The sequence below is a fragment of the Streptomyces sp. NPDC048191 genome, from assembly GCF_040652655.1.
Classification (GTDB): Bacteria; Actinomycetota; Actinomycetes; order Streptomycetales; family Streptomycetaceae; genus Streptomyces.
In genome coordinates this window covers 73,562-94,240 of sequence record NZ_JBEZMO010000014.1, presented here as the reverse complement: position 1 = coordinate 94,240, position 20,679 = coordinate 73,562, and the positions used below count along the sequence as shown (strand labels likewise).

9 protein-coding genes are annotated in these 20,679 nt (G+C 74.2%); 2 read left to right on the top strand and 7 right to left on the bottom strand.

The window, feature by feature from the left end; translation table 11 throughout:
* Position 1 precedes the first annotated feature (1 nt).
* The 4 genes from AB0D93_RS22990 to AB0D93_RS22975 form a co-directional block, all read right to left on the bottom strand.
* A complete protein-coding gene (locus AB0D93_RS22990) occupies positions 2-256 on the bottom strand; it encodes an acyl carrier protein (RefSeq protein WP_362122347.1) in 255 nt (84 codons plus the stop codon).
* 86 nt (positions 257-342) lie between these two features.
* Positions 343-5,628, bottom strand: coding sequence for a beta-ketoacyl synthase N-terminal-like domain-containing protein (locus AB0D93_RS22985; RefSeq protein ID WP_362122103.1), 5,286 nt, complete (start codon positions 5,626-5,628; stop codon positions 343-345).
* A gap of 1 nt (position 5,629) precedes the next feature.
* On the bottom strand, positions 5,630-13,183 hold the full coding sequence (locus tag AB0D93_RS22980; protein WP_362122101.1) for an SDR family NAD(P)-dependent oxidoreductase: 7,554 nt from the start codon (positions 13,181-13,183) through the stop codon (positions 5,630-5,632).
* A gap of 387 nt (positions 13,184-13,570) precedes the next feature.
* Positions 13,571-15,514, bottom strand: a complete 1,944-nt coding sequence (locus AB0D93_RS22975; protein WP_362122099.1) for an RICIN domain-containing protein — start codon at positions 15,512-15,514, stop codon at positions 13,571-13,573.
* A 288-nt stretch (positions 15,515-15,802) separates the two neighbouring features.
* Between AB0D93_RS22975 and galU the strand changes: the two genes are divergently transcribed.
* Positions 15,803-16,774 carry a UTP--glucose-1-phosphate uridylyltransferase GalU gene (gene galU / locus AB0D93_RS22970; RefSeq protein WP_362122097.1) on the top strand — a complete coding sequence of 324 codons (972 nt, stop codon included), beginning with the start codon at positions 15,803-15,805 and terminating at the stop codon, positions 16,772-16,774.
* 97 nt (positions 16,775-16,871) lie between these two features.
* Here the strand turns inward: galU and AB0D93_RS22965 are convergent, their stop codons facing one another.
* A complete protein-coding gene (locus AB0D93_RS22965) occupies positions 16,872-17,324 on the bottom strand; it encodes a DUF4442 domain-containing protein (protein ID WP_362122095.1) in 453 nt (150 codons plus the stop codon).
* 126 nt (positions 17,325-17,450) lie between these two features.
* Between AB0D93_RS22965 and AB0D93_RS22960 the strand changes: the two genes are divergently transcribed.
* Entirely contained in the window at positions 17,451-18,458 is a 1,008-nt protein-coding gene (locus AB0D93_RS22960) for a hypothetical protein (protein WP_362122093.1), read from the top strand.
* Between the two features lie 121 nt (positions 18,459-18,579).
* On the opposite strand, the gene AB0D93_RS22955 is transcribed toward AB0D93_RS22960, so the two are convergent.
* Both AB0D93_RS22955 and AB0D93_RS22950 read right to left on the bottom strand, forming a co-directional pair.
* Positions 18,580-18,879, bottom strand: coding sequence for a hypothetical protein (locus tag AB0D93_RS22955; RefSeq protein ID WP_362122091.1), 300 nt, complete (start codon positions 18,877-18,879; stop codon positions 18,580-18,582).
* A gap of 271 nt (positions 18,880-19,150) precedes the next feature.
* Positions 19,151-20,679 (bottom strand): tetratricopeptide repeat protein (locus AB0D93_RS22950; RefSeq protein WP_362122089.1); only part of this gene is annotated, 1,529 nt, incomplete at its 5' end.

Genomic DNA, 20,679 nt, shown 5'->3' with positions numbered 1-20,679 from the left:
CTCAGCCCGCCTGCGTGGTCTTCAGGCTCCACACCACGTACTCCACGAGCCGGCCCACGGTCAGCTCGATGATCTCGTCGAACTCCATTCCGGCCAGGAACTCGGCGAGGTTGACCCGTCGGCCGTAGTGCTCCTCCAGCAGCCCGGCCAGGGTGACGAGGTCGATGCTCTCCAACTCCAGGTCGCGGTTGAAGGTGGTGGACATGCCGATCACCACGTCGTCGTCGCCGTACTCCGCCAGCACGGTGCGGAGCATGCCGGTGACGTCGGCGAGCACGGCGTCCGCGGTGGGCTGCGCCGGGGCCGGCTCGTGGGAGTTCGCCCCGGCCGGCTGGGTGGGGTTCATCGCGGGTGCTCCTCGGCTGCTTGGTCGGGGTGTCCGTGGGCGGGGTGTCCGTCGTCGGCTCCTGGCCCGGTGGTCCAGGTGACCACGTAGGCGCGCTCGGGCAGAGCGGGTGGGCTGGCGACCGGTGCGCAGTGCACGGTGTAGGCGCGTTCCAGGCGGCCGGAGACCAGCAGCCGGCTGCCGTCCGGTGCGGTCTCCAGCACGGCGAAGTCCCGTGGCCGGCCACGGAATCCGACGCCCTCGGCCTTGGCGACCGCTTCCTTGGCGGCCCAGAACCGGGTGAACCACACGGCCTCCGCGTCGGCGTCGTCCCCCGACCGGGCGCGCAGCAGGCGCAGTTCGGCGGGGCCGAGCGCGGTGGTGAGGGTCGTCCGGTCGCGCCGGGTGACCTCTTCGATGTCGATGCCGGGCCCGGGTTGCGGGGTGTGCGGCCGGACGATCGCCACGGCCGCTTCGGCGCGGTGGGCGAGCGAGACGTCCAGCGGCGGCAGGGCTCGGCCGTGCACGCCGGTGACGAAGGGCCGCCCCAACTCGTCGTTCCGCACGCGCAGTTCCGCCGGAAACACGGGCCCCTCGCCCTGCTGCCAGAGCCACTGCCGTACGGCGTCCTTGACCGCGATCCGGCCGAGCAGCCACTGCCGGCGGCCGCGCGGCGGGCGGTCGGCGTACTCGGCGCGCTCGGCGCCGCCGAGCGAGTTACGCATGATCAGCTCGCGCGAGGCGAGGTCCGGCCAGCGTTCGTGCACCAGCGCCCAGCCGCCCGGTACGGCCTCCGACAGGGTGTGGCGCTCGGGGAAGCGTTCGACGGGGCGGGTGGTCGGGTCGTTGTCGAAGCGGCGGTCCTGCCAGCCGCCGATCACGGCCCATATCCGGCCGCCGACGGTGAGCTCCGCGTCCGCCTCCAGGACGGTGTCCGTGAGGGAGGTGATCCGCAGCACGCAGCCGACCTCGGTGCCGGGGGCGGGGTGGGGTCCGTGGAACCGCAGGTGCCGCATCCGCACGGGGAAGACGACGGTCCGTGCGGTACGGGTCGCCATGATCCAGTACCCGAGGAGCTGGCCCACGTTGTCCAGCAGCGCGCCGGGGGCCGCGGGCGTGGTGAGCACTCCACGGATGTGCCGCTCGCCGATCGCGGTCAGCTCGGTCAGACCCTGGAAGCCGGGGCCGTGGAACATCCAGCGCTCCCGGTAGAGCTGGGCCGCCGTGTGCTCGGGGCGGCGCTCGGGGGCGTCCGGGAGAGGGCTCGGCGGGAGCGGGGCGGGGTGGTCCGCGGCGAGTTCGACCGTGGCGCGGGCGGTGGGGCCGAAGGTGACGGCGACGCGGTCCGGGTGACCGGGGGCCGGGGTGACCGTGACCTGGACATCGACGGGTGGTGTGGCGGTGAGCCAACGGTCGAACCGAGCCTCGTGCACGGCGACCGCCCGCAGACCCGGGGCCGCCGCCGCCTCCGCCGCGTCCATCATGTGCCGCACGAGCGTGGTGGCGGGGACCACCGGCCAACGGTCCGCGATGTCGGGCCAGTCGGGCCGTTGCGGGAAGAAGCAGTGGTCGAGGAGGTGGGGCATGGTGTGGGGGGAGACGTGGGCGGTGGTGGTTCTGGTGGGCTTGGTCGTGGGGGCAGCGCTTGTGGTGGGGGTGGTCGTGGGGGCCGGGGTTGTGGTGGGGGCGGGCGTGGTGGTGGCCGGGGTTGTGTTTGGGGTGGGTGCGGGGGGCGGCGTGGTGGGTCGGGGGCTCGGGGTGATGAGTGGCGGGGGTGTTGGGGTGACGGGTGGCGGAGGTGTTGGGGGGTCGGAGCGCCGGGTGTCCGGGGCGGCGAGTGCGGAGGGTGTAGCCGGAGGGGCTGTGGCTGGGTGCGCTGCGGCTGCGCCGCTCGTCCGGGCGCGCCGGTCGCTCACCGCGATCAGTTCAGCCGCCGCCTCCGCGGTCTCCCGCAGCAGGGCCGTGAGTTCCGCGTCGGCCGGGAACCGGGTCGCCAGGTTCTCCAGTCCGCCAAGGTCCGGGTGGGTCGGCAGGGTCGCCGGCTCGGGGCGCGGGGTCGCGGACTGGCGCGGGTGATGCGGGGGCGCCGGGGCGGAGGGGCCTGAGTCTGGCGCGGGAGTGGGGTGCACGGGGAGCGCGGCAGGTGGAGCCGGGCGGCCCGTTGACGCTTGGTGCGCGACAGGCGGCTCCGGGCGCAGTTCCGCGCGGAGTGTGTCGAGTACCGGTCCGTCCAGCGAGACGAGGGCGGCACCGAGGTCGAGCCGGACGCTCAGGCGGCCGCGGGAGACGGGGGCGGCGGGGTCGGTCGCTGTGGCGGGCGGGGGCGCGGGAGAGTCGGTCACTGCAGGGCGCGCCGGCGCGGCGGAGCCGGTCGTTGCGGGAGGCGTGGGCTCAGCGGGGCCAGGCACCGGCGTGTGCTGCGGCACAGCAAGGCTCGCGACGGCGGGGCGCCGGGGCGCGGCGGAGCCGGGTGCTGAGGTGGGCCACGCGAGCGTCGGTGTCACCGATGCGCCGGCTGTCCACAACGCCGTTGCCACGCGATGGAGTTGGGGCATGCCGTCGCGTTCCGGCACGTTGGCGGCGACGGACAGGTGGTCACGGTCGCCGAGGGTGTCGCCGATCAGGGACGTGAGCCGGCCTGGACCGGCCTGGACGAACACACGGTGTCCGCCGGCGTAGAGGGCCTCGGTCAGCTCGCGGAAGCGCACCGGTTCCAGCAGGTGCCGTACGAACAGCTCGCGCACCGCCGACTCGGCCCGGGGAAAGGGCGCCGCGGTCGTCCCGGACCACACCGGCACGGTCGGCGGGTGGAGCCGGAAGCGGCCGGCGGCCTCCTTGATCGGCGCGAGGTACGGCGCCAGCATCGGTGTGTGGAAGCCTGAGCGGAAGGGCAGTACCTGGCAGATCACCCCCTGCCCGCGCAGGAACCGGACCAACTCCTCGACCGCCGTACCGGGACCACAGACCATGGACTGGCGGGGCGCGTTGTCGTGGGACAGCACGATCCCGGAATCCGCCCAGGACTCGGCGAGCGTGGCGCGGACGTGCGCGGCGGACGTACCGAGGGCGGCGAAGGCGAGGCCGGGGACCGCGACCGTATCCGGTTCGAACTCGGCCATGAAGGCGTCCACTTCGTCGGCCGAGTACAGTCCGGCGGCCGCCATGGCCGTCCATTCGCCGACGCTGTGGCCGGCGACCGCGTCCGGTACGACGCCCATGCGGCGCAGCGCCTGGTCCAGCAGGCGGCCCACACCGACGACCCCGAAGCCGTGCCGGCCGACGTCACCGACCGGGACGTCAGTACCGCGTAGCGGGGGCAGTCGGAAGTGGGCGGCGATGTCGTCGGTGCGTGGGGTGAAGTCACCTTCCAGGCCGGGAAAGACGAACACCAGCCGACCGCCGGCCCGGCCGAGCAACGGTCCCGGCCGGAACCACACGTCGCTGCGGCCCTGCCAGGCCCGGCCCTTGGTGACGACACGGCGGGCCAGGGCGAGCCGCTTGGCGGTCGGCGCCACGATCCCGAGCCGGACCGGACCGGCGTCAGGGTGTGGCCGGGCCGGGTCGAGGCCGGCGGCGAGCACGGCGGGGTCGTCGGCACTCAGGAGGGCCGCGAGGTCCGTCACGCCGTCGGCGGCGAGCAGCAGGATGCGCTCGGGTTCGGTGACGCGGGCGGCAGCGGACACGGACCGCACGCCGGGTGCCCCGTCCTCCGGCACCGCAGAAGGAACACGAGTGGTCCCCGCCGATACGGCACCAGCACGCCCGGCACCCGCCGGCACCGGCACCGGCTCCACACGCACGGCCTCCGCAGTCACCGTCCCCCCACGCACGGCCTCCGCAGACACCGACCCACCCCGCCCGTCGCCCACCGGCGCCGAGCGACCCCCCGGCGCCTCCTCCAGCACCACGTGGGCGTTGATCCCGCCGAATCCGAAGGCGTTCACGGCGGCTCGGCGGATGGGCTGATGGGCGTCGGTTTCCCAGGGGTGTGCCCGGGTCAGGGTGCGGAAGCGGGTCGCGGCGAGCGCCGGGTGGGGGGTGTCGCAGTGGAGGGTGGGCAGGAGGGTGCCGTGGTGGAGGGCGAGGGCGGCTTTGACCAGGCCGGCGATCCCGGCGGCCGGCATGGTGTGGCCGATCATCGACTTCACGGAGCCGAGGACCGGGCTAAAGCCGTTGCTTCCCGCGGGTCCGAACACCTCTGTCAGCGTGGCGAGTTCGGCGGCGTCACCGGCGGGGGTCGCCGTGCCGTGCGCCTCCAGCAGGCCGAGGGAGTCCGGTGCGGCGGGGTCGAGTCCGGCGGCCCGCCAGGCCTGCCGTACGGCGCGGGCCTGTCCGCCGGGGTCCGGGGTGGCCAGGCCCGCGGTGCGGCCGTCGCCGGCCACGCCCGTGCCCCGGATCACCGCGTAGACACGGTCGCCGGCGCGCGCGGCGTCCGCGAGCCGCTTCAGTACGACGACGCCCGTGCCCTCGCCGATGAGGATGCCGTCGGCGTCCCGGTGGAAGGGGCGGATGCGCTGGGTCGGGGACAGCGCACGCAGTTGGGCGAAGACGCTCCAGAGGGTGATGTCGTGGCAGTGGTGCACTCCCCCGGCGAGCATCAGGTCGCAGCGGCCGGTGCTGAGTTCGCCGACCGCCTGGTCCACGGCGACGAGGGAGGAGGCGCAGGCCGCGTCCACGGTGTAGGCGGGGCCGCGCAGGTCGAGCCGGTTGGCGATGCGGGAGGCGGCGAGGTTGGGGACCAGGCCGATCGCGGACTCGGGACGGTCGGGGCCGAGCCGTGCGGTGAACGCCGCGCGGACGCGGTCGAGTTGGGCGGCGCTGAGGTCAGGTAACAACTCGCCTAGGGTGCGGGTCAGTTGGTGTGCCGTGCGCACGCGCTGGTCCAGGCGGACCAGGCCCGGGGTGAGATAGCCGCCGCGGCCCAGGACCACGCCGATCCGGTCCCGGGCCGGGAGCCGTTCCCCGCCGCCCGCGTCGGCCAGCGCGGCGGCGGCCACGTCGAGGGCGATCAGTTGGTCGGGCTCGGTGCCGGGCACCGAGGTGGGCATGATGCCGTACCGGGTGACGTCCACCTCGGGCGGACCGTCCACGAATCCGCCGCGCCGGCAGTACACCTGGTCGGGGACGGCGGGCCCGGTGGCCGAGCCGGGCCGGTAGTAGTCGGCGTCCCAGCGGTCGGCGGGGACGTCTCGGATCGCGTCGACGCCCTCGCGCAGGTTGTGCCAGTACGCGTCGAGGCCGCGGGCGCCGGGCAGCAGCACCGCCATCCCGACGACGGCGACGGGAGTGTGTCGTTCCGCCATGTCACCAGCCCGAGGCGGTGTAGACGACGGCACGGGCCGACGGTTCGCCCCAGGCGAGTTCCCGGAGCAGGGCGGCGGTGCCCTCGTCCGGGTCGATCAGCTCGACGCCGCGCCGGGCGTACTCGCGGCCGAGTTCCGCGCCGACCATGCCGCCGTGCGTGCCCGATGGCGCCCAGGGGCCCCAGTGGACGGTCAGGGCGCGGGCCCCGGTGCGGGCGGCCCAGTCGGCGCCGAGCGCTTCCAGGGCGTCGTTGGCCGCGGCGTAGTCGGCCTGGCCGCGGTTGCCGAGGACGGCGGCGACGCTGCCGAAGAGCACGGTGAAGCCGGGCGCGCCGGGCAGGTCGTCCAGGGCTGCGAACAGCGCGGCGGCTCCGGCCGTCTTCGTGCCGTACACCCGCTGGAAGGACTCGGGGGTCTTGTCGGCGATCAGCCGGTCCTCGATCACGCCGGCGGCGAAGACGACTCCGTCGAGCCGGCCGTGTTCGGCGTGGATCTCCTTGACCGCCTGCAGGACGGCGTCCCGGTCGCGGAAGTCCACCGAGCGGTAGCGGGCCTCGCTGCCGCGAGCGCCGAGTTCCGCGAGGGTCGTGGCGATCTCCCGCTGGGCGAGGATCAGTTCGGCGGCCCGGTTGATCTCGGCGGGGCCGGGAGCGCCGGGCCCGGCGGCGAGCGCCGCGCGCAGTTCGACGGGGGTGCGGGCCGTGGCGGTGTGCGGGTCCTCGGGGGTGCTGGGCGCGGGGGTGCGGCCCAGCAGCTCGATGCGGCAGCGGCAGGCGTCGGCCAGTGTGGCGGCGAACCTCGCGGTGATGCCCCGGGCACCGCCGACCAGCAGTACCACGGAGTCCCGGTCCAGGCCGAGCGCGGCCGCTTCGGCGGCGCCGTCGCCGGCGGGTCCGGCGCCGGTGGCGGCCAGCGGGCCGAGGGGTGCGGGGACCAGGGCGAGACCCTGTCGGGCCCCGGTCGCGGTCCGCAGCACGACGGGGGCCGGTTCGGGAGCGCTCAGCTCGGCGAGCAGGGCGTCGGCGACGACCGCCGGGCCCGGGTCCGCCACGGCGACGACGCGTGCGAGCAGGTCCGGGTACTCACGGGCGACGCTGCGGAACAGCCCGTCCAGGCCGGCCGCCCGCAGGGCGCCGGTGGGCTCGCAGGCGCGGACGGCGAGCAGCCGGCCCGGGGCGCACGCGAGCGCCGCCCGGAGCACCGGGAAGGCGTCCGGCAGCACCGGGAGGTCCGGGCCGGGCAGCGCGCCCAGGTACACGACGCCGTCGACCGGTCCGTCGGCCGCGCCGAGGTGGTGGGCCCGGTCGAGGAGCACGGCGTCGGCACCGTGCCCGGCGAGCCGCGCGGCGACCTCGGCCGCCGCGCCCGCGCCGTCCCCGAGGAGGGCGAAACGCCGGCCGGTCAACGCGTGGCCGGGTCCGGCGGCCGGGTCGGGACCGGGCAGTGGCACCGGCCGTAGCTCACATCGCCGGGGTGGCACGCCGAGGACGGGGGCGGCGTACGACGGCTCACCCGGCTTCCCTTCCGGCCCGCTTCCCTCGTGCACGCCGAGGGCCGGGGCGGTGTGCGACGACTCCGTCGGCTCCGTGGCCGGCCCGCTCCCTCCGCCAGTGTGCGCGCCGGCCCGGGCCGTCAGCCAGCCGGTCACCGCGGCCGCCGTGCGCGCCTTGGTGAGCTCCTCCAGTTCGGCGTCGTCCAGGATCTCGGCGCCGCCCGCGATGCCGAGGTGTTTGGCCAGTTCACCCGCTATCTCGGCCCGTTTGATCGAGTCGATGCTGAGGTCCGCCTCCAGGTCGAGATCGGGCTCGATCATGTCGACGGGGTAGCCGGTGCGTTCGCTGATGATCTCCAGGACGATCCGCTCCACGTCGTGCACCGGCTCCTCCCGGGCGGACGGCTCGGGCAACTGCGGTGCCGCCGGCTGGAGTTCGGGCAGGGCCGCCCGTGAGGCCGGTACGGGCGGCACGGGCGCGGGCGGTGGGCCGCCCGGCGTGGCGCCGAGGTGGGCGAGCAGGACATCGCGCTGGGCGGCGATCATCTCCCGGCTGGTGCGCAGGAATTCGGAGATGAGCGCGTCCCGGTCGGCGGGGGCGCCGTAGGGCTGGTCGGTGGTCACGGTCGTCTCCACGACTCGTCGGGCCGGTGCGAGAGCACCGGGCAGGAGTGCTCCGTCGGCGGTGCGGACGAGGTGTCCGTCGACCGTCCAGCCGGGCCGTGCCGGCGCCGGGGTGCGCAGCGCGTCGACGGCGTCGCGGCCGCGCAGGAGCCAGGCGGTGCGCACGGGCTGTCCGGCGACGGCGAGCCGGGCGAGGGCGTCGAGCCAGCCGGGCAGGCCGCTGTCGGCCGTCGGTTCGCAGGCGACCGTGCGGTGCGGGCGGTCGCCGAGGATCCGTGCGACCAGGCGGGTGAGGACCGTGCCGGGGCCCGCCTCGACGAAGACGCGCGCGCCGGCCTCGTACATCGCCTCGATCTGGGCGGCGAACGCGACCGGGGCTCCGATCTGGGCGGCGAGGCCGGCGCGCACCGCGTCGGGGTCGGGTGGATAGGGCGCGGCGGTGCGGTTGGCCCAGACGGGGAACTCGGGCGCCCGTACCGTCTTGTCCGCGAGAACCCTGGCGAACCGTTTCCCCGCCCCGGCCACGACCGGGCTGTGGAAGGCGCAGGCCACGGGGATGCGCCGGGCCCCGAGCCCAGCGTCGCGCAGCAGCCGTACGGCCGTCTCGACGTCTTCCGTCGGCCCCGAAATCACCGTCTGGTCAGGGGAGTTGAGGTTGGCCGCCACGACCGAGGCGGGCGCGCCGGCCGCGTGCAGGGTGCGTACGACGGTCTCGGCGGGGGCGCCGACGGCGGCCATGGTGCCGGGGTCGTCGCCCGCGGCCGCCAGGATCGCGTCGGCCCGCTCGGTGCTCAGCTCCAGCAGGGTGCCGGGGTCGAGGGCGCCGGCCGCGGCGAGGGCGACCAGCTCGCCGTAGCTGTGCCCGGCGGCCTGGTCGGGGTGGACTCCGGCCGAGGTGAGGAACGCGTGTGCGGCGAGGCCCGTGATGCCGAGCGCGGGCTGTGCGACCCGGGTGTCGGTGAGCGCGGCCCGGCGGCGCTCGCGAGCGGTGTCGTCGAAGGCGGCCGGCGGATGGACGGCGTCGGCGTGCGCGCGGCCGAGGTCCAGGTAGTGCCTCAGCTCGGGGAGGTGGACGAGGAGGTCGGCGAGCATGCCGGGGCGCTGGCTGCCCTGTCCGGGGAAGAGGAAGGCGATCTCGCCCGCCACGGGGTCCGCCACGTGGATGCCGGCGGCCGGGTCCTGCTCCCCGGCGAGGAGCCGCCGTAGCTGCCCGGTCAGTTCCCCGGTGTCGTGGGAGACGACGGCGGCCCGTACCGGTTCGTGGGAGGTGTCGGCGCGATGGGCCGCGGCGAGGGCGAGGTCGCGCAGCCGCCAGGGGTGGCCGTCGGACTCGGCGGCACGCAGGATCTCCTCGGCCTGCCGGTGGGCCGCCGCCGTGTCCCGGCCCCGGAAGAGGAACAGCTCGGCAGGCCAGGCGTCCAGGGCCTGCCGGAGCGGCGCGGCGCCGGCGTGAGCGGCCAGTACGGCATGGAAGTTGGTGCCGCCGAAGCCGAACGCGCTGACCCCGGCGAGGCGTTCGGCGGCCGGTGCCGTCCACGGCGCGGCGCGGGTGTGGAAGACGAACGGGCTGTCGTCCTCCGCCCAGGCCGGGTTGGGCCGCTCCAGGTGCAGGGTGGGCGGGGTGACCCCGGTGTACAGCGACAGGGCCGTCTTGATCAGGCCCGCGAGTCCGGCGGCGCACTTGGTGTGCCCTATCTGCGACTTGACCGAACCGAGCGCACAACCGCCCGTGGTGGCGCCCGCCTCGGTGAACACCTCGGAGAGTACGGTGAGTTCGGTGCGGTCGCCGACGACGGTGCCCGTGCCGTGCGCCTCGAGGAGACCGACGTCCGCGGGTGAGACACCGGCGTTGCGGTAGGCGCGCTCCAGTGCCGCCCGCTGGCCTTCGGGGCGGGGTGCGGTCAGGCCCAGGGAGCGGCCGTCGCTGGCGGAGCCGAGGCCCTTGACCACGCCGTAGACCCGGTCGCCGTCGCGTTCGGCGTCCGCGAGCCTCTTGAGGACCACGCAGGCCACGCCCTCGCCGAGGGCGATGCCGTCCGCGCGGGAGTCGAAGGCGCGGGAGCGCCCGGTCGGGGAGAGCGCGTGGACGGAGGAGAACAGGACGAAGTCGTTGATGCCGTTGTGCAGGTCGGCGCCGCCGCACAGGACGAGGTCGCTGGTGCCGGAGACGAGTTCCTTGCAGGCCACGTCCAGGGCGGCGAGGGAGGAGGCGCAGGCAGCGTCGACGGTGAAGTTCGCGCCGCCGAGGTCGAGCCGGTTGGCGATCCGGCCGGAGATGACGTTGGCGAGCATGCCGGGGAAGGAGTCCTCGGTCAGCCGGGGCAACTGCTCGTCGATGCCCTCGGGGACCCTGCCGTGGTAGGAGGGGAGGACGGCGCGCAGGGTCACCGCGTTGGACAGGTCGCTGCCCGCCTCGGCACCGAAGACCACGGAGGTCCGCGAGCGGTCGAACTCCCGCCCCCGTTCGCCGTATCCGGCGTCTTCCAGCGCCTGCCGCGCCGCTTCCAGGGACAGCAGCTGGACGGGTTCGATGCTGCCGAGGGAGGCGGGCGGAATGCCGTAGCGCAGCGGGTCGAAGGGGATGCGGGGCAGGAAGCCGCCCCACTTGGACGCCGTCGTGCCGGCCGCGTGGTGGACGGCGGGGTCCCAGCGCTCGGGCGGGACCTCGGTGACGGCGTCGCGCCCCGTGACGACGGTGGCCCAGAAGGCTGCGAGGTCGGGCGCCTGCGGGAACATGCAGGCCATGCCGACGATCGCGATGTCCAGCGGTGCGGGCGGCGCGGGTTCGGCCGCGGCGGGCGGGCTCGGGTGCGCGGCCCGCCGGGTCAGGAAGTCGGCGGCGCCGTCCGTCACCGAGCGGTGCAGATCGGTCAGGGTGGTGGTCGCCGAGCGCAGGACGGCGACCTCGCCGGCCATGAACATCCCTTCCGCGAGCTGCCGTTCCTCGTCGACTTCCGCCAACGCGCCGTCGGTGCCGCGCTCGACGCCCTTGCCGGCGATGCGCAGCCGGCCCACGTTGAGCCGTTCCAGGCGCTCCCACGTCTCGCGGTCGGTCAGCCCCTGCGCCCGCAGGGCGGTCTCGTGGGCGCGGTAGTCGCTGGTGAAGGGGCTCGGGACACAGCGCGTGGCGTGGCCGGGGGCGGTCTCCAACAGGGCGGTCGTGGTGGCGGCGAGGACCTGCCGTTGGAAGAGCGGCCGGATGGCGCCGTGGGCGACGGCCTCCGCGGTGAACAGATAGGCGGTGCCCATCAGCACACCGACGGCGGCGCCCCGGGCGGTGAGCGGCGCGGCCAGGGCCGCGACCATCGCCGCCGACCGCTCGTCGTGGACGCCGCCCGCGAAGAACACCTCCAGCCGACGGGCCGCCGCCTCGTCGCGGTCGGCCAGGAAGTCCTCCAGTACGGCGAGTTGGGCCTCCCAGAGCGGGAAGGCGGCTCGCGGCCCCACATGTCCGCCGCACTCGGAACCCTCGAACACGAACCGTCGCACGCCCGCGTCCAGAAACTGCCGCAGCAGCCCTGGCGAGGGCACGTGCAGGAAGGTGCGGATCCCGGCCCGCTCCAGCGCGTGCGCCTGGGCGGGTCGTCCGCCCGCGATGATCGCGTGCGTGGGCCGCAGTTCCCGTACGGCGTCCAGCTGGGCGTTCCTGATGTCCTCGGGTGCGAAGCCGAGCACGCCCACGCCCCAGGGCCGCCCGTCCAGCGCGGCCCGCGCCTCGGTGAGCATCGACCGGGTACGCTCACCGTCGGCCAGGGCCAGCGCGAGGAACGGCAACGCCCCGTCCGCGGCAACCGCGGCGGCGAAGCCGGCCTGGTCGCTCACCCTGGTCATGGGGCCCTGCGCGACGGGCAGCCGGGTACCGAGGGCCCGGCTCATACCCGAGCCGGGACGCAGGGCGGAAGCGGCGACGCCATCAACCACACCGGGCGATCCGACCGGCGCGGGACCGCCATCGGCCAGTCCGTCGAACCCGGCAGATGCGGGACCGCCATCGGCCAGTCCGTCGAACCGGGCAGATGCGGCACTACCGTCGACCACCACACCCAACCCAGCCGATGCGGCACTACCGTCAACCACCTCGACCAATCCAGCCGATGCCGGACCGCCGTCGGCCACCCTCGGCAGCGCCTCGGGTGCGAGGCCATCACCGGCCACACGCAACAGCGCCGCCGATGCCGGATCACCGTCCGTCGCATCCCGCGCCGCCGTCGTCGCCGTCGTCGCCGAACCACCGTTGGCCACCCGCTGCACAGCCGCCGATGCGGGGCCACCACTGGCCGCACCTCGCGGCGGCGCCGATACCGGGCCGGCGTCCGTCTCACCCCGCAGCCCCGCCAACGCAGGACCACCGTCCGCCGCACCCCGCAGCCCCACCGACACAGGACCACCGTCCGCCGCACCCCGCAGCCCCGCCAACGCAGGACCGGCGTCCGTTTCACCCCGCAGCCCCACCGACACAGGACCACCGTCCGCCGCACCCCGCAGCCCCGCCAACGCAGGACCGGCGTCCGTTTCACCCCGCAGCCCCGCCGACGCAGGGCCGCCGTCCGCCGCGCCCCGCAGCCCCGCCGACGCAGGGTCGCCGTGGGTCACCTCTCGTATCGCCGCCGACACCTCCCGCACCGACCGGCGTACGTCCCCGTACCGTTCGGCGAAGCGGGCGGCGAGGAAGCCGTCCTGGCCCACCGGCAGGAGGCCGCCGCGTGGACCGCCGATGCCCAGGAGGGACGCGACCGCCTCGGGGTCGTCGGCCGGGGGGTGCGGGGCGTTCGGTCCCCGGCGCCGCAGTACCCGGTGACCGCCCAGCACCACGGTCTCTGAGCCGTCCAGGGAACGCAGCAGCGAGCGGACCGTCTCGGGCAGTCCCGACTCGGCCAGCAGGGCGAGTTGGCTGTCGAGCACGACACCGGCGGCGCCACCGGCCACGGCGGCCGCCGCCGTGCGCGGGCCGATGCCGCCGCAGGCCCAGACCGGTACGCGGCCCGACTCCTCGTCGGACAGCAGCTGTTGGAGCAGCACGAAGGTGCTCAGTTCACCGACCCGGCCTCCGCTCTCGGCGCCCCGGGCGATCAGGCCCCGGGCACCGGCGCGTACGGCCGTGTGCGCCTGCCCGAGATCCGTGACCTCCGCCAACACGCGCGAACAGGAGGGAAGTTCGGGGATCGGCCAGGTGGCGTCCGGGGTGAGGACCACGGTGTCGGGCGCGTCGCCGACGTCGGCGGGGGTCAGGGCGCAGCGGCCGGTCACCCGTACGCCGAAGGGTGCCGGAGCGGCCCGTATCAGCCGGGAGAGTTGTTCTCGGGATCTTCGGTCGCCGGTGCCCAGGTCGAGGATGCCGAGCGCGCCGGCGGCGCAGGCGGCGGCGGTGAGACCGGCGTCGGGCTCTCCGAAGGGGGTGAGGCACAGGACGAGGTCATGGGGACGCACGGGCGAGGTCATGATGCTCCGGCACGATCGGCGAGACAGCACGGTGGGGGGGGTGTGCGGCGGAACGCTCTGGTGCGAGGGCACCGGAAACTAGCCCCGGGCTACTCACGGGTCAATAACGACGCGCTCTTTTCACGGCCGGTGACATCGATTCGGCCAGCGGGTCGAATTCCCCGCAAGAACCGGGAAACACGGTCATTCCCCTCATGGGTGCGGGCGCGGGACCACCCGGGTCCACGCGCCTGACCACCACAAACCCCGCGAAGCACTCGCCTGCCTCACCGTGCGCCCGTCCCGCGGCGACGCGCGGGGACATTCCTTGGACGTCTGTAAATTCCGCATGGTTTCGAGCCGGTGTCTCGAACCCGGCCGAACGCCCGGGAGGCGGCCGACGGTGCGTCAGCCGAGCAGCGTCCCCAGGGTCGTCGGCGCCTTGACGGCCGTGTCGGTGACCGCCGGGAGGACGCGGTGCACCGCGCTCACGACATCGCCGGGGGACGCCGGTCCGGCCGGCCGCCGTTCGTGCCCGGCGCGGACCTGAGCGATCCGGGTCTCGTGCGCCACTCCGGAGTCCCCGGAATCACCGGAAGCCCCGAAGTCCCCTGGCTCCCCCGGCCCACCCAGTCCGCCGCCCCCGCCCTCCGGCGCACCGCGCGAGGTGTCCCCGTGCGGCGGCGGCCAACCGGCACCCCCGTCCGGGCGCTCCTGCCGCCGTCCCCCAGGGGCGTCCACCCCGTCCGGAGCACCGGCGCCGCCCGCAGCGCCGGGGAGATCGCCGGCCCCCGGGTCGCCCGTTCCGCGCGGCGCCGCGTCGAGCCGCCGCACCCCGCCCGCTCCCGGTTCCAGCACCCAGCGCTGATCCGGTGAACCGTCGCGCGGCACCAGCCGGACACGGGCGGAGGAGCGTCCGGATTCCGGAGCGAGCGCGAGGCCCTGGTGCCAGCGCGGAAGGATCTCGCCGCGCACGGTGACGTCGTACGCCACCTCTCCGGCGTGCACGAGGCAGCCGGCCAGCACCACGCTCCGCGTGCCGGGGTCGGCGGCCAGGCACAGGGACGGGTCGGCGGCGCTGCGCAGCAGCCCGTCGTCCTGGTACGACCACTGCTGCGAGGCGGCGGACGAGCACGGTGCGAGGCCGACGCCCGCGCCCGCCCCGACACCGCCCCCGCCGACGTCCAGGCAGCGCCCGGAGGCGAGGTCGCGCAGACTGCCGCGGGCGACCTCGACGGGTTCGCCGACCGAGGCCGCGGAGGGGGCGGTGGCGGTCCTGGCGCCGGTGCCGCCGGGCCGGGTGGTGTGGCCGACGGGGGCGCCCCAGGTGGCACCGGGCGTGGGGACGCCGTGGTCGTCGGACCAGCTTCTGACCACGAGCACGGTGGCGAGGAGCGCGAGCGAGGTCAGGCCGACGCCGACGGCCAGGGCCGTGCGGCGGCGGCCGGTCCCGGTGCGGTGTCTGCCGCCGACTGCCGCTCCTGCCGGCTGGGTCGCCGGCGCGGGCGACGGCTCCTCGGCGGCGCCACGTCCGGGGCGTGAGTCGACATAGCGGCGGGCTCCCCACCCGAGCACGGTCTCGGCGAGCAGGAGGCCGAGACCGTCGTCGAACAGACCGAAGGTCTCGGCGGCGTGCCGACAGTACGCACACGCCGTCAGGTGCTGGCGCACATCGGGCAGCAGGGCGCCGCCACGGCGCATCGGGACGTCGAGGAGCCGGTTGTAGAAGCGGCATTCCCTTGAGGGCGCGAGTTCCCGGTGGGCGCGTACGCAACCAGCCCGGAATTGTTCGCGCGCCTGTTCCAGGGCGGCCGTCGCGGTGGCCGGGTCGATGGCCAGCAGACCCGCTGGTATGTTTATGGGTTCCGCTTCGACCTCGGTGTGCCACAGAAGACATTGGGAGGCGCCGGGAAGGGCCCGGAATGCGCGTTCGGCGAGTTGTCGCCTTTCCGGCGTTCCGGGCTTGGTCGCGCTCAGTCCGCGACCGCCGGTGGTTTTGCGCAATTCCGGCAGTGTCGCGCAGGCCGTGTCGTCCGCCGCCCAGGCGCGGACGGTGTCGCGGACGGCGGCCAGCAGGTGGGGGCGCAGGGCGCCGACCGCTCCGCCCGCCGCGCGGCCGAGGACCTCGTGGAAGGCGGCGGTGGCGACGAGTTGGGCGGTGGGTCCCGCGGAGGCCAGGCAGACGATCGCGTAGTCGCGGGCGGCACGCCAGTGGCGGGCCAGCAGCAGGGCGACGGAGTGGTGGTGGACGTGGTGCGGGCCGCCGAGCCGGGCGGCGAGATTGCGGTCGGACTCCCCGGGCGAACCGGGCAGGGGCGGATAGGGCGGGCGTGGGGGGTGAGAGGGCTGCACGGAACATTTCCTTTCCAGCCGCAGGCCAGCACGTGAAATGCCGTCCTGTCGGAAAGCAGTGCTGAGTTGGTGCATACCTAAAGGGCCGGCCTTGGCGTTCGACGCCTGCCTTTGCCCTCCCGCGGGGAGGCTCACCTTCGCACACGCGGCTCACAGGAAACAAGGAGCGCGATTGACTCGGCATCAAAGTCGGCGAAATGCACAGCAGTTACCGCCGGTATCACTTGCACAGCCGGTTCGCAGGTTTCTCCGGGCCCGCTCTCATCGGCGTCCCGCAGCATGGGCCGCATGATCGCCCCCCATTCCCCGGCGAACCCCGTCGGCCTCCGTACCGTCCGCAAGGCGGTCGTACCGGCCGCCGGGCTCGGTACCCGGTTCCTGCCCGCGACCAAGGCCACACCCAAGGAGATGCTGCCGGTCGTCGACAAGCCCGCGATCCAGTATGTCGTCGAGGAGGCGGCATCAGCCGGTCTCGACGACATCCTCCTGGTGACCGGCCGCCACAAACGGGCCATCGAGGACCACTTCGACCACGCCTTCGAGCTGGAGCAGGCGCTGGCGGCCAAGGGCGACACCGTGCGCCTGGACGCCGTGTGCAATGCGGCCCGGCTCGCCGACATCCACCACATCCGTCAGGGCGACCCGCTCGGCCTCGGCCACGCGGTGCTGTGTGCGCGCCGGCATGTCGGGAACCAGCCCTTCGCCGTCCTGCTCGGCGACGATCTGATCGACGCGCGCGAGACCCTGCTCCGCCGCATGCTCCAGGTCCGCGAGCGCCGCGCGGGCAGCGTGGTGGCGCTGATGGAGGTCCCCCGGGAGCAGATCCACCTCTACGGCTGTGCGGCGGTGGAGCCGGCCGGCGAGGAGGACGTGGTGCGGGTGACCGGGCTGATGGAGAAGCCGGCGCCCCAGGCCGCGCCGAGCCGGTACGCGGTCATCGGCCGGTACGTCCTCGACCCGGCGGTGTTCGACGTCCTGGAGCGCACGCCACCGGGCCGTGGCGGCGAGATCCAGCTGACCGACGCCCTCCAGGAACTGGCAGCGGGCGGCGCCGTGCACGGGGTCGTCTTCCGCGGTCCGCGCTACGACACCGGCGACAAGGTCGGCTATCTGCGCACAGTGGTCCGCCTGACCTGCGCCCGCCCGGACCTGGGACTCGAATTCACCGCCTGGCTCAAGGCGTTCGCGGCAGGCCTGAAGGAGGGCGAGGCGGAGAGTGCGGAGGCCGAGGAGGGCGGGGGCGGCCGCCGGGCCGCGTAGGGCGGGTACGCGTACGTACGCGCCCCGAAGCGCGGCCCACGAGGTGAGGGGCCCCTCGACCGGAAGCGGAGCCCCTCTCCCAACCACCCTGCTGTTCCTAGCCGTTGGGGCGCAGCGTCCAGATCACCGTCATCTCGCCCGTCACGGCGCCGTCCGCGCGGCGGATCTCGATCGTCACGGGAAACTCGGGGCGCTCCCCGGCGTCCAGTTCGGCGACGACCTGGGCGGCCGGCCGGCCCAGCGTGGCGGTCGCGGTGACGGCGCCCATCGCCAGCTTCTTGTAGGCGATGTCGGCACGCACGGCCAGCGGCACGGCGCGCGAGAGCTGGTCCCCGAAGGCGGCCAGCACGATGGCCCCGCTGGCCGACTCCCCGAGCGTGAACATCGCCCCGGCGTGCGGTCCGCCCACGTGGTTGTGGTACTCGCCCTGGTCCGGCAGGGACACCACGGCCCGGTCCGCGGTGGTCTCCAGGAACTCCAGGTTCAGCGTCCTGGCCATGGGCACGGTGGCGGCGAGCATCTCGCCGATCGACATCTGGTCTGCGCTCATGGCGCCATGTTACTCACGAGTAGCCGAAACTGGCCAGCACCTCGGACCCCACCCGCCCCGATCGCTACGACCCTGACGAGGGCCGGTGACCGAATCGTGTCCGTGGCCGCACTAGGGTTACTGGCCATGTGGCCAGATCAGCAGCCGCCAGGGGGCGCGCCGAACCCGCAGCACAACCCGTATCAGCAGCCGGGTTACCAGCAGCCGAACCCGTACCAGCAGCCCGGATACCAGCAGTATCCGCAGGGCGGGCAGTACGGTCAGCAGGCGCAGTGGGGGCAGCCGCAGCCGCCCACCGTGCCGGTCCCGCAGCCTCCGCAGGGCGGCGGCGGCCGGACGAAGATGATCGCGATCATCGCCGCGACGGCCGTCGTGGTCGCCGCCGGCGTGACCGGATTCCTGGTCCTCGGCAAGGACGGCAAGAAGGACGACACGGCGGGGAAGGGCGCCGGGCAGAGCCGGTCGCCGTCGGCCGAGCCGTCACCCGCCTCGTCGGTCACCGACGATCCCCGCGGCAACCAGACGGAGAAGCCGACCGTCGCGGGCTGGAAGGTCGTGGTGAACCCCAAGTACGGCACGGCTTTCGACGTACCGCCCGACTGGAAGGTGGAGCGGGCCGGTATCTTCAGCTTCTTCGAGGACAAGAAGAAGGACGACGGGTCGGCATACATCGGCTTCTCCGGACCCTCGTTCCTGAAGCAGGACTACTGCACCACCGACGACAACGGCTCCAAGGAGTTCTACCCGCTCGCCGGCAGCGGCACGAAGGGCGAGAACGGCGGCAAGGACACGGCCAGCATCGCCCGCGGCGACGCGGCCGCCTTCGCGTTCGGTGGCTACACCGACCAGTCCGACGCCGACAAGAAGTACCTCCGGATCGGCGAGGCGAAGCCCTTCACGACGGCGTCGGGGCTGAAGGGCAGCGTCGCGACGTCGTACGTCGTCGGTGCACCCAGGACGAACAAGTGCGCCACCGACGGCAAGGCCATCACGTTCGCCTTCAAGAACTCCGTCGACGACTTCGTCTCGTGGACGCTCTACGGTGCCAAGGGCGTCAAGGACGAACTGTCCGACGCGACCGTCCGGAAGATCCTCAGCACCGTTCGGCTGCACGGCGACCCGACCGTGCAATGACCAACGGTCCCGGCCCGCCGGAAGGGGGGCCGGGACCGGCAGTGTCAGCAGGGCCGACAAGCGTGTGGCGCCACGCACCCGTGGAACGGGGCGACGTGGCGCCACGCAGCGAACCGGATGCTTATCCGGGGAACGGCTTGCTCGCGTCCCCCTCGGTCTTGATGCACCAGTCGAGCTTGCGCTGCAGGGCGGCCGCGTCGCTGAGCGCCTTCTTGGCCGCCGCGTCCTCCCCCAGCTGCCGCAGCTGCGCGGCCTTGGCCTTGAGGTCGGCTATCTGCTGCCGCATCTGCCTCTGGTTGCACGTGATCGAGGCCTTCGAGACCGCGTGGCCGGCCGTGGCGGCCTGAGCGGGCACCGACGTGACGAGGAAGCCTCCGGCGATGGCCACGGAGACGGCCAGAGCGGAAAGACGCTTGGTCATGAGTTGTTTCCCCCAGACAGGGCGTGAGTTGGTCGGAATGGATCTTACTAGCTACTGGAACCCGCCAGTAACATGCCACGCCGCCAGCCGACTTGAGGGATGGTCGGCCGGTGACCCAGACCCCCGGTTCCCGGCGCGCCCCCCCCACAGGCCCTCCTGGGCGCGCCGCAACCACTCGCTGCCGACCGCGGCGGCCGCGCCGACCGGCGTCGGCGCGAACGGCTCGCTCACCGTCCCGTCACATGTAGCCACTCCCTCCCCGCCACGGCCTTTACGCGTCCGCGGGCGGTTCGTTCCGTGGTGTGTCTGCGAGTCGTTCACGCAGCGCTGTGAGGTTGCTCAGGCGGAGGGCCGTGTCGGGGTGGTCCGGGCCGAGGGCCGCCTCGGTGATCTGCAGGGCTCGCTCCGCCAGCGGCAGCGCTTCGGCGTGACGGCCCAACTCGCTGTACGTGGTGGCCAGGTTGTTCAGTCGCAGGGCGGTGTCCGGATGCTCGGGGCCCAGCGCGGACTCAGTGGTCTGCAGCGCCCGCTCGTGCAACGGCAGGGCGTCGGCGTGCCGGCCCAGCCTGCGGAAGGTGGATGCCAGATTGCCCAGGCGGATGGCGGTGGAGGGGTGCTCGGGACCCAGCGCGGACTCGGTGATCCGCAGCCCCCGCTCGTGCATGGGCAGAGCCTCGGCGTGCCGGCCCAGGTTGCTGTACGTGACGGCGAGGTTGTCCAGGCGGACGGCGGTGGAGGGATGCTCGGGACCCAGCGCGGACTCGGTGATCCGCAGCGCCCGCTCCTCCAGCGGCAGGGCCTCGGCGTGCCGGCCCAGCCTGCGGAAGGTGGATGCCAGATTGCCCAGGCGGATGGCGGTGGAGGGGTGGTCGGGACCGAGGGTCCTCTCGGTGATCTGCAGCGCCCGTTCCTCCAGCGGCAGGGCCTCGGCTTGGCGGCCCAACTCGCTGTACGTGGTGGCCAGGTTGCCCAGACGCACGGCGGTGGAGGGGTGCTCCGGACCCAGCGCGGACTCGGTGACTCGTAGCGCCCGCTCCTCCAGCGGCAGGGCCTCGGCGTGCCGGCCCAGCCTGCGGAAGGTGGATGCCAGGTTGCCCAGGCGGATGGCGGTGGAGGGGTGCTCGGGACCCAGCGCGGACTCGGTGATCCGCAGCGCCCGCTCGTGCATGGGCAGAGCCTCGGCGTGCCGGCCCAGGTTGCTGTGTGTGGTGGCGAGGTTGTCCAGGCGGATGGCGGTGGAGGGGTGCTCGGGGCCCAGCGCGGACTCGGTGATCCGCAGCGCCCGCTCGTACATGGGCAGAGCCTCGGCGTGCCGGCCCAGGTTGCTGTGTGTGGTGGCGAGGTTGCTCAGCCGGTTGGCGGTGGAGGGGTGGTCGGGACCGAGGGTCCTCTCGGTGATCTGCAGCGCCCGTTCCTCCAGCGGCAGGGCCTTGGCGTGCCGGCCCAGGTCGCTGTACGTGCTCGCGAGGTTGCCCAGCCGGATCGCGGTGTCCGGATGCTCGGGCCCCAGCGCGGACTCGGTGATCTGCAACGCCCGCTCTTTGCGTTGCAGGGCCTCGGTGTGCCGGCCCAGATTGCTGTACGTGCTCGCGAGGTTGCCCAGCCGGATCGCCGTGTCCGGATGCTCGGGGCCCAGAGCGGACTCGGTGACTTGCAACGCCCGCTCGTGCAACGGCAGGGCCTCGGCGTGCCGGCCCAGGTCGCTGTACGTGCTCGCGAGGTTGCCCAGCCGGATCGCCGTGTCCGGATGCTCGGGGCCCAGAGCGGACTCGGTGACTTGCAACGCCCGCTCGTGCAACG

Bases quoted from the DNA above. Each gene is read 5' to 3' on its own strand.
- AB0D93_RS22985 (WP_362122103.1), bottom strand. From the start codon at position 5,628: ATGGCGGAACGACACACTCCCGTCGCCGTCGTCGGGATGGCGGTGCTG.
- AB0D93_RS22990 (WP_362122347.1), bottom strand. From the start codon at position 256: ATGCTCCGCACCGTGCTGGCGGAGTACGGCGACGACGACGTGGTGATC.
- galU (WP_362122097.1), top strand. From the start codon at position 15,803: ATGATCGCCCCCCATTCCCCGGCGAACCCCGTCGGCCTCCGTACCGTC.
- AB0D93_RS22955 (WP_362122091.1), bottom strand. From the start codon at position 18,879: ATGACCAAGCGTCTTTCCGCTCTGGCCGTCTCCGTGGCCATCGCCGGA.
- AB0D93_RS22980 (WP_362122101.1), bottom strand. From the start codon at position 13,183: ATGACCTCGCCCGTGCGTCCCCATGACCTCGTCCTGTGCCTCACCCCC.
- AB0D93_RS22965 (WP_362122095.1), bottom strand. From the start codon at position 17,324: ATGAGCGCAGACCAGATGTCGATCGGCGAGATGCTCGCCGCCACCGTG.
- AB0D93_RS22960 (WP_362122093.1), top strand. From the start codon at position 17,451: ATGTGGCCAGATCAGCAGCCGCCAGGGGGCGCGCCGAACCCGCAGCAC.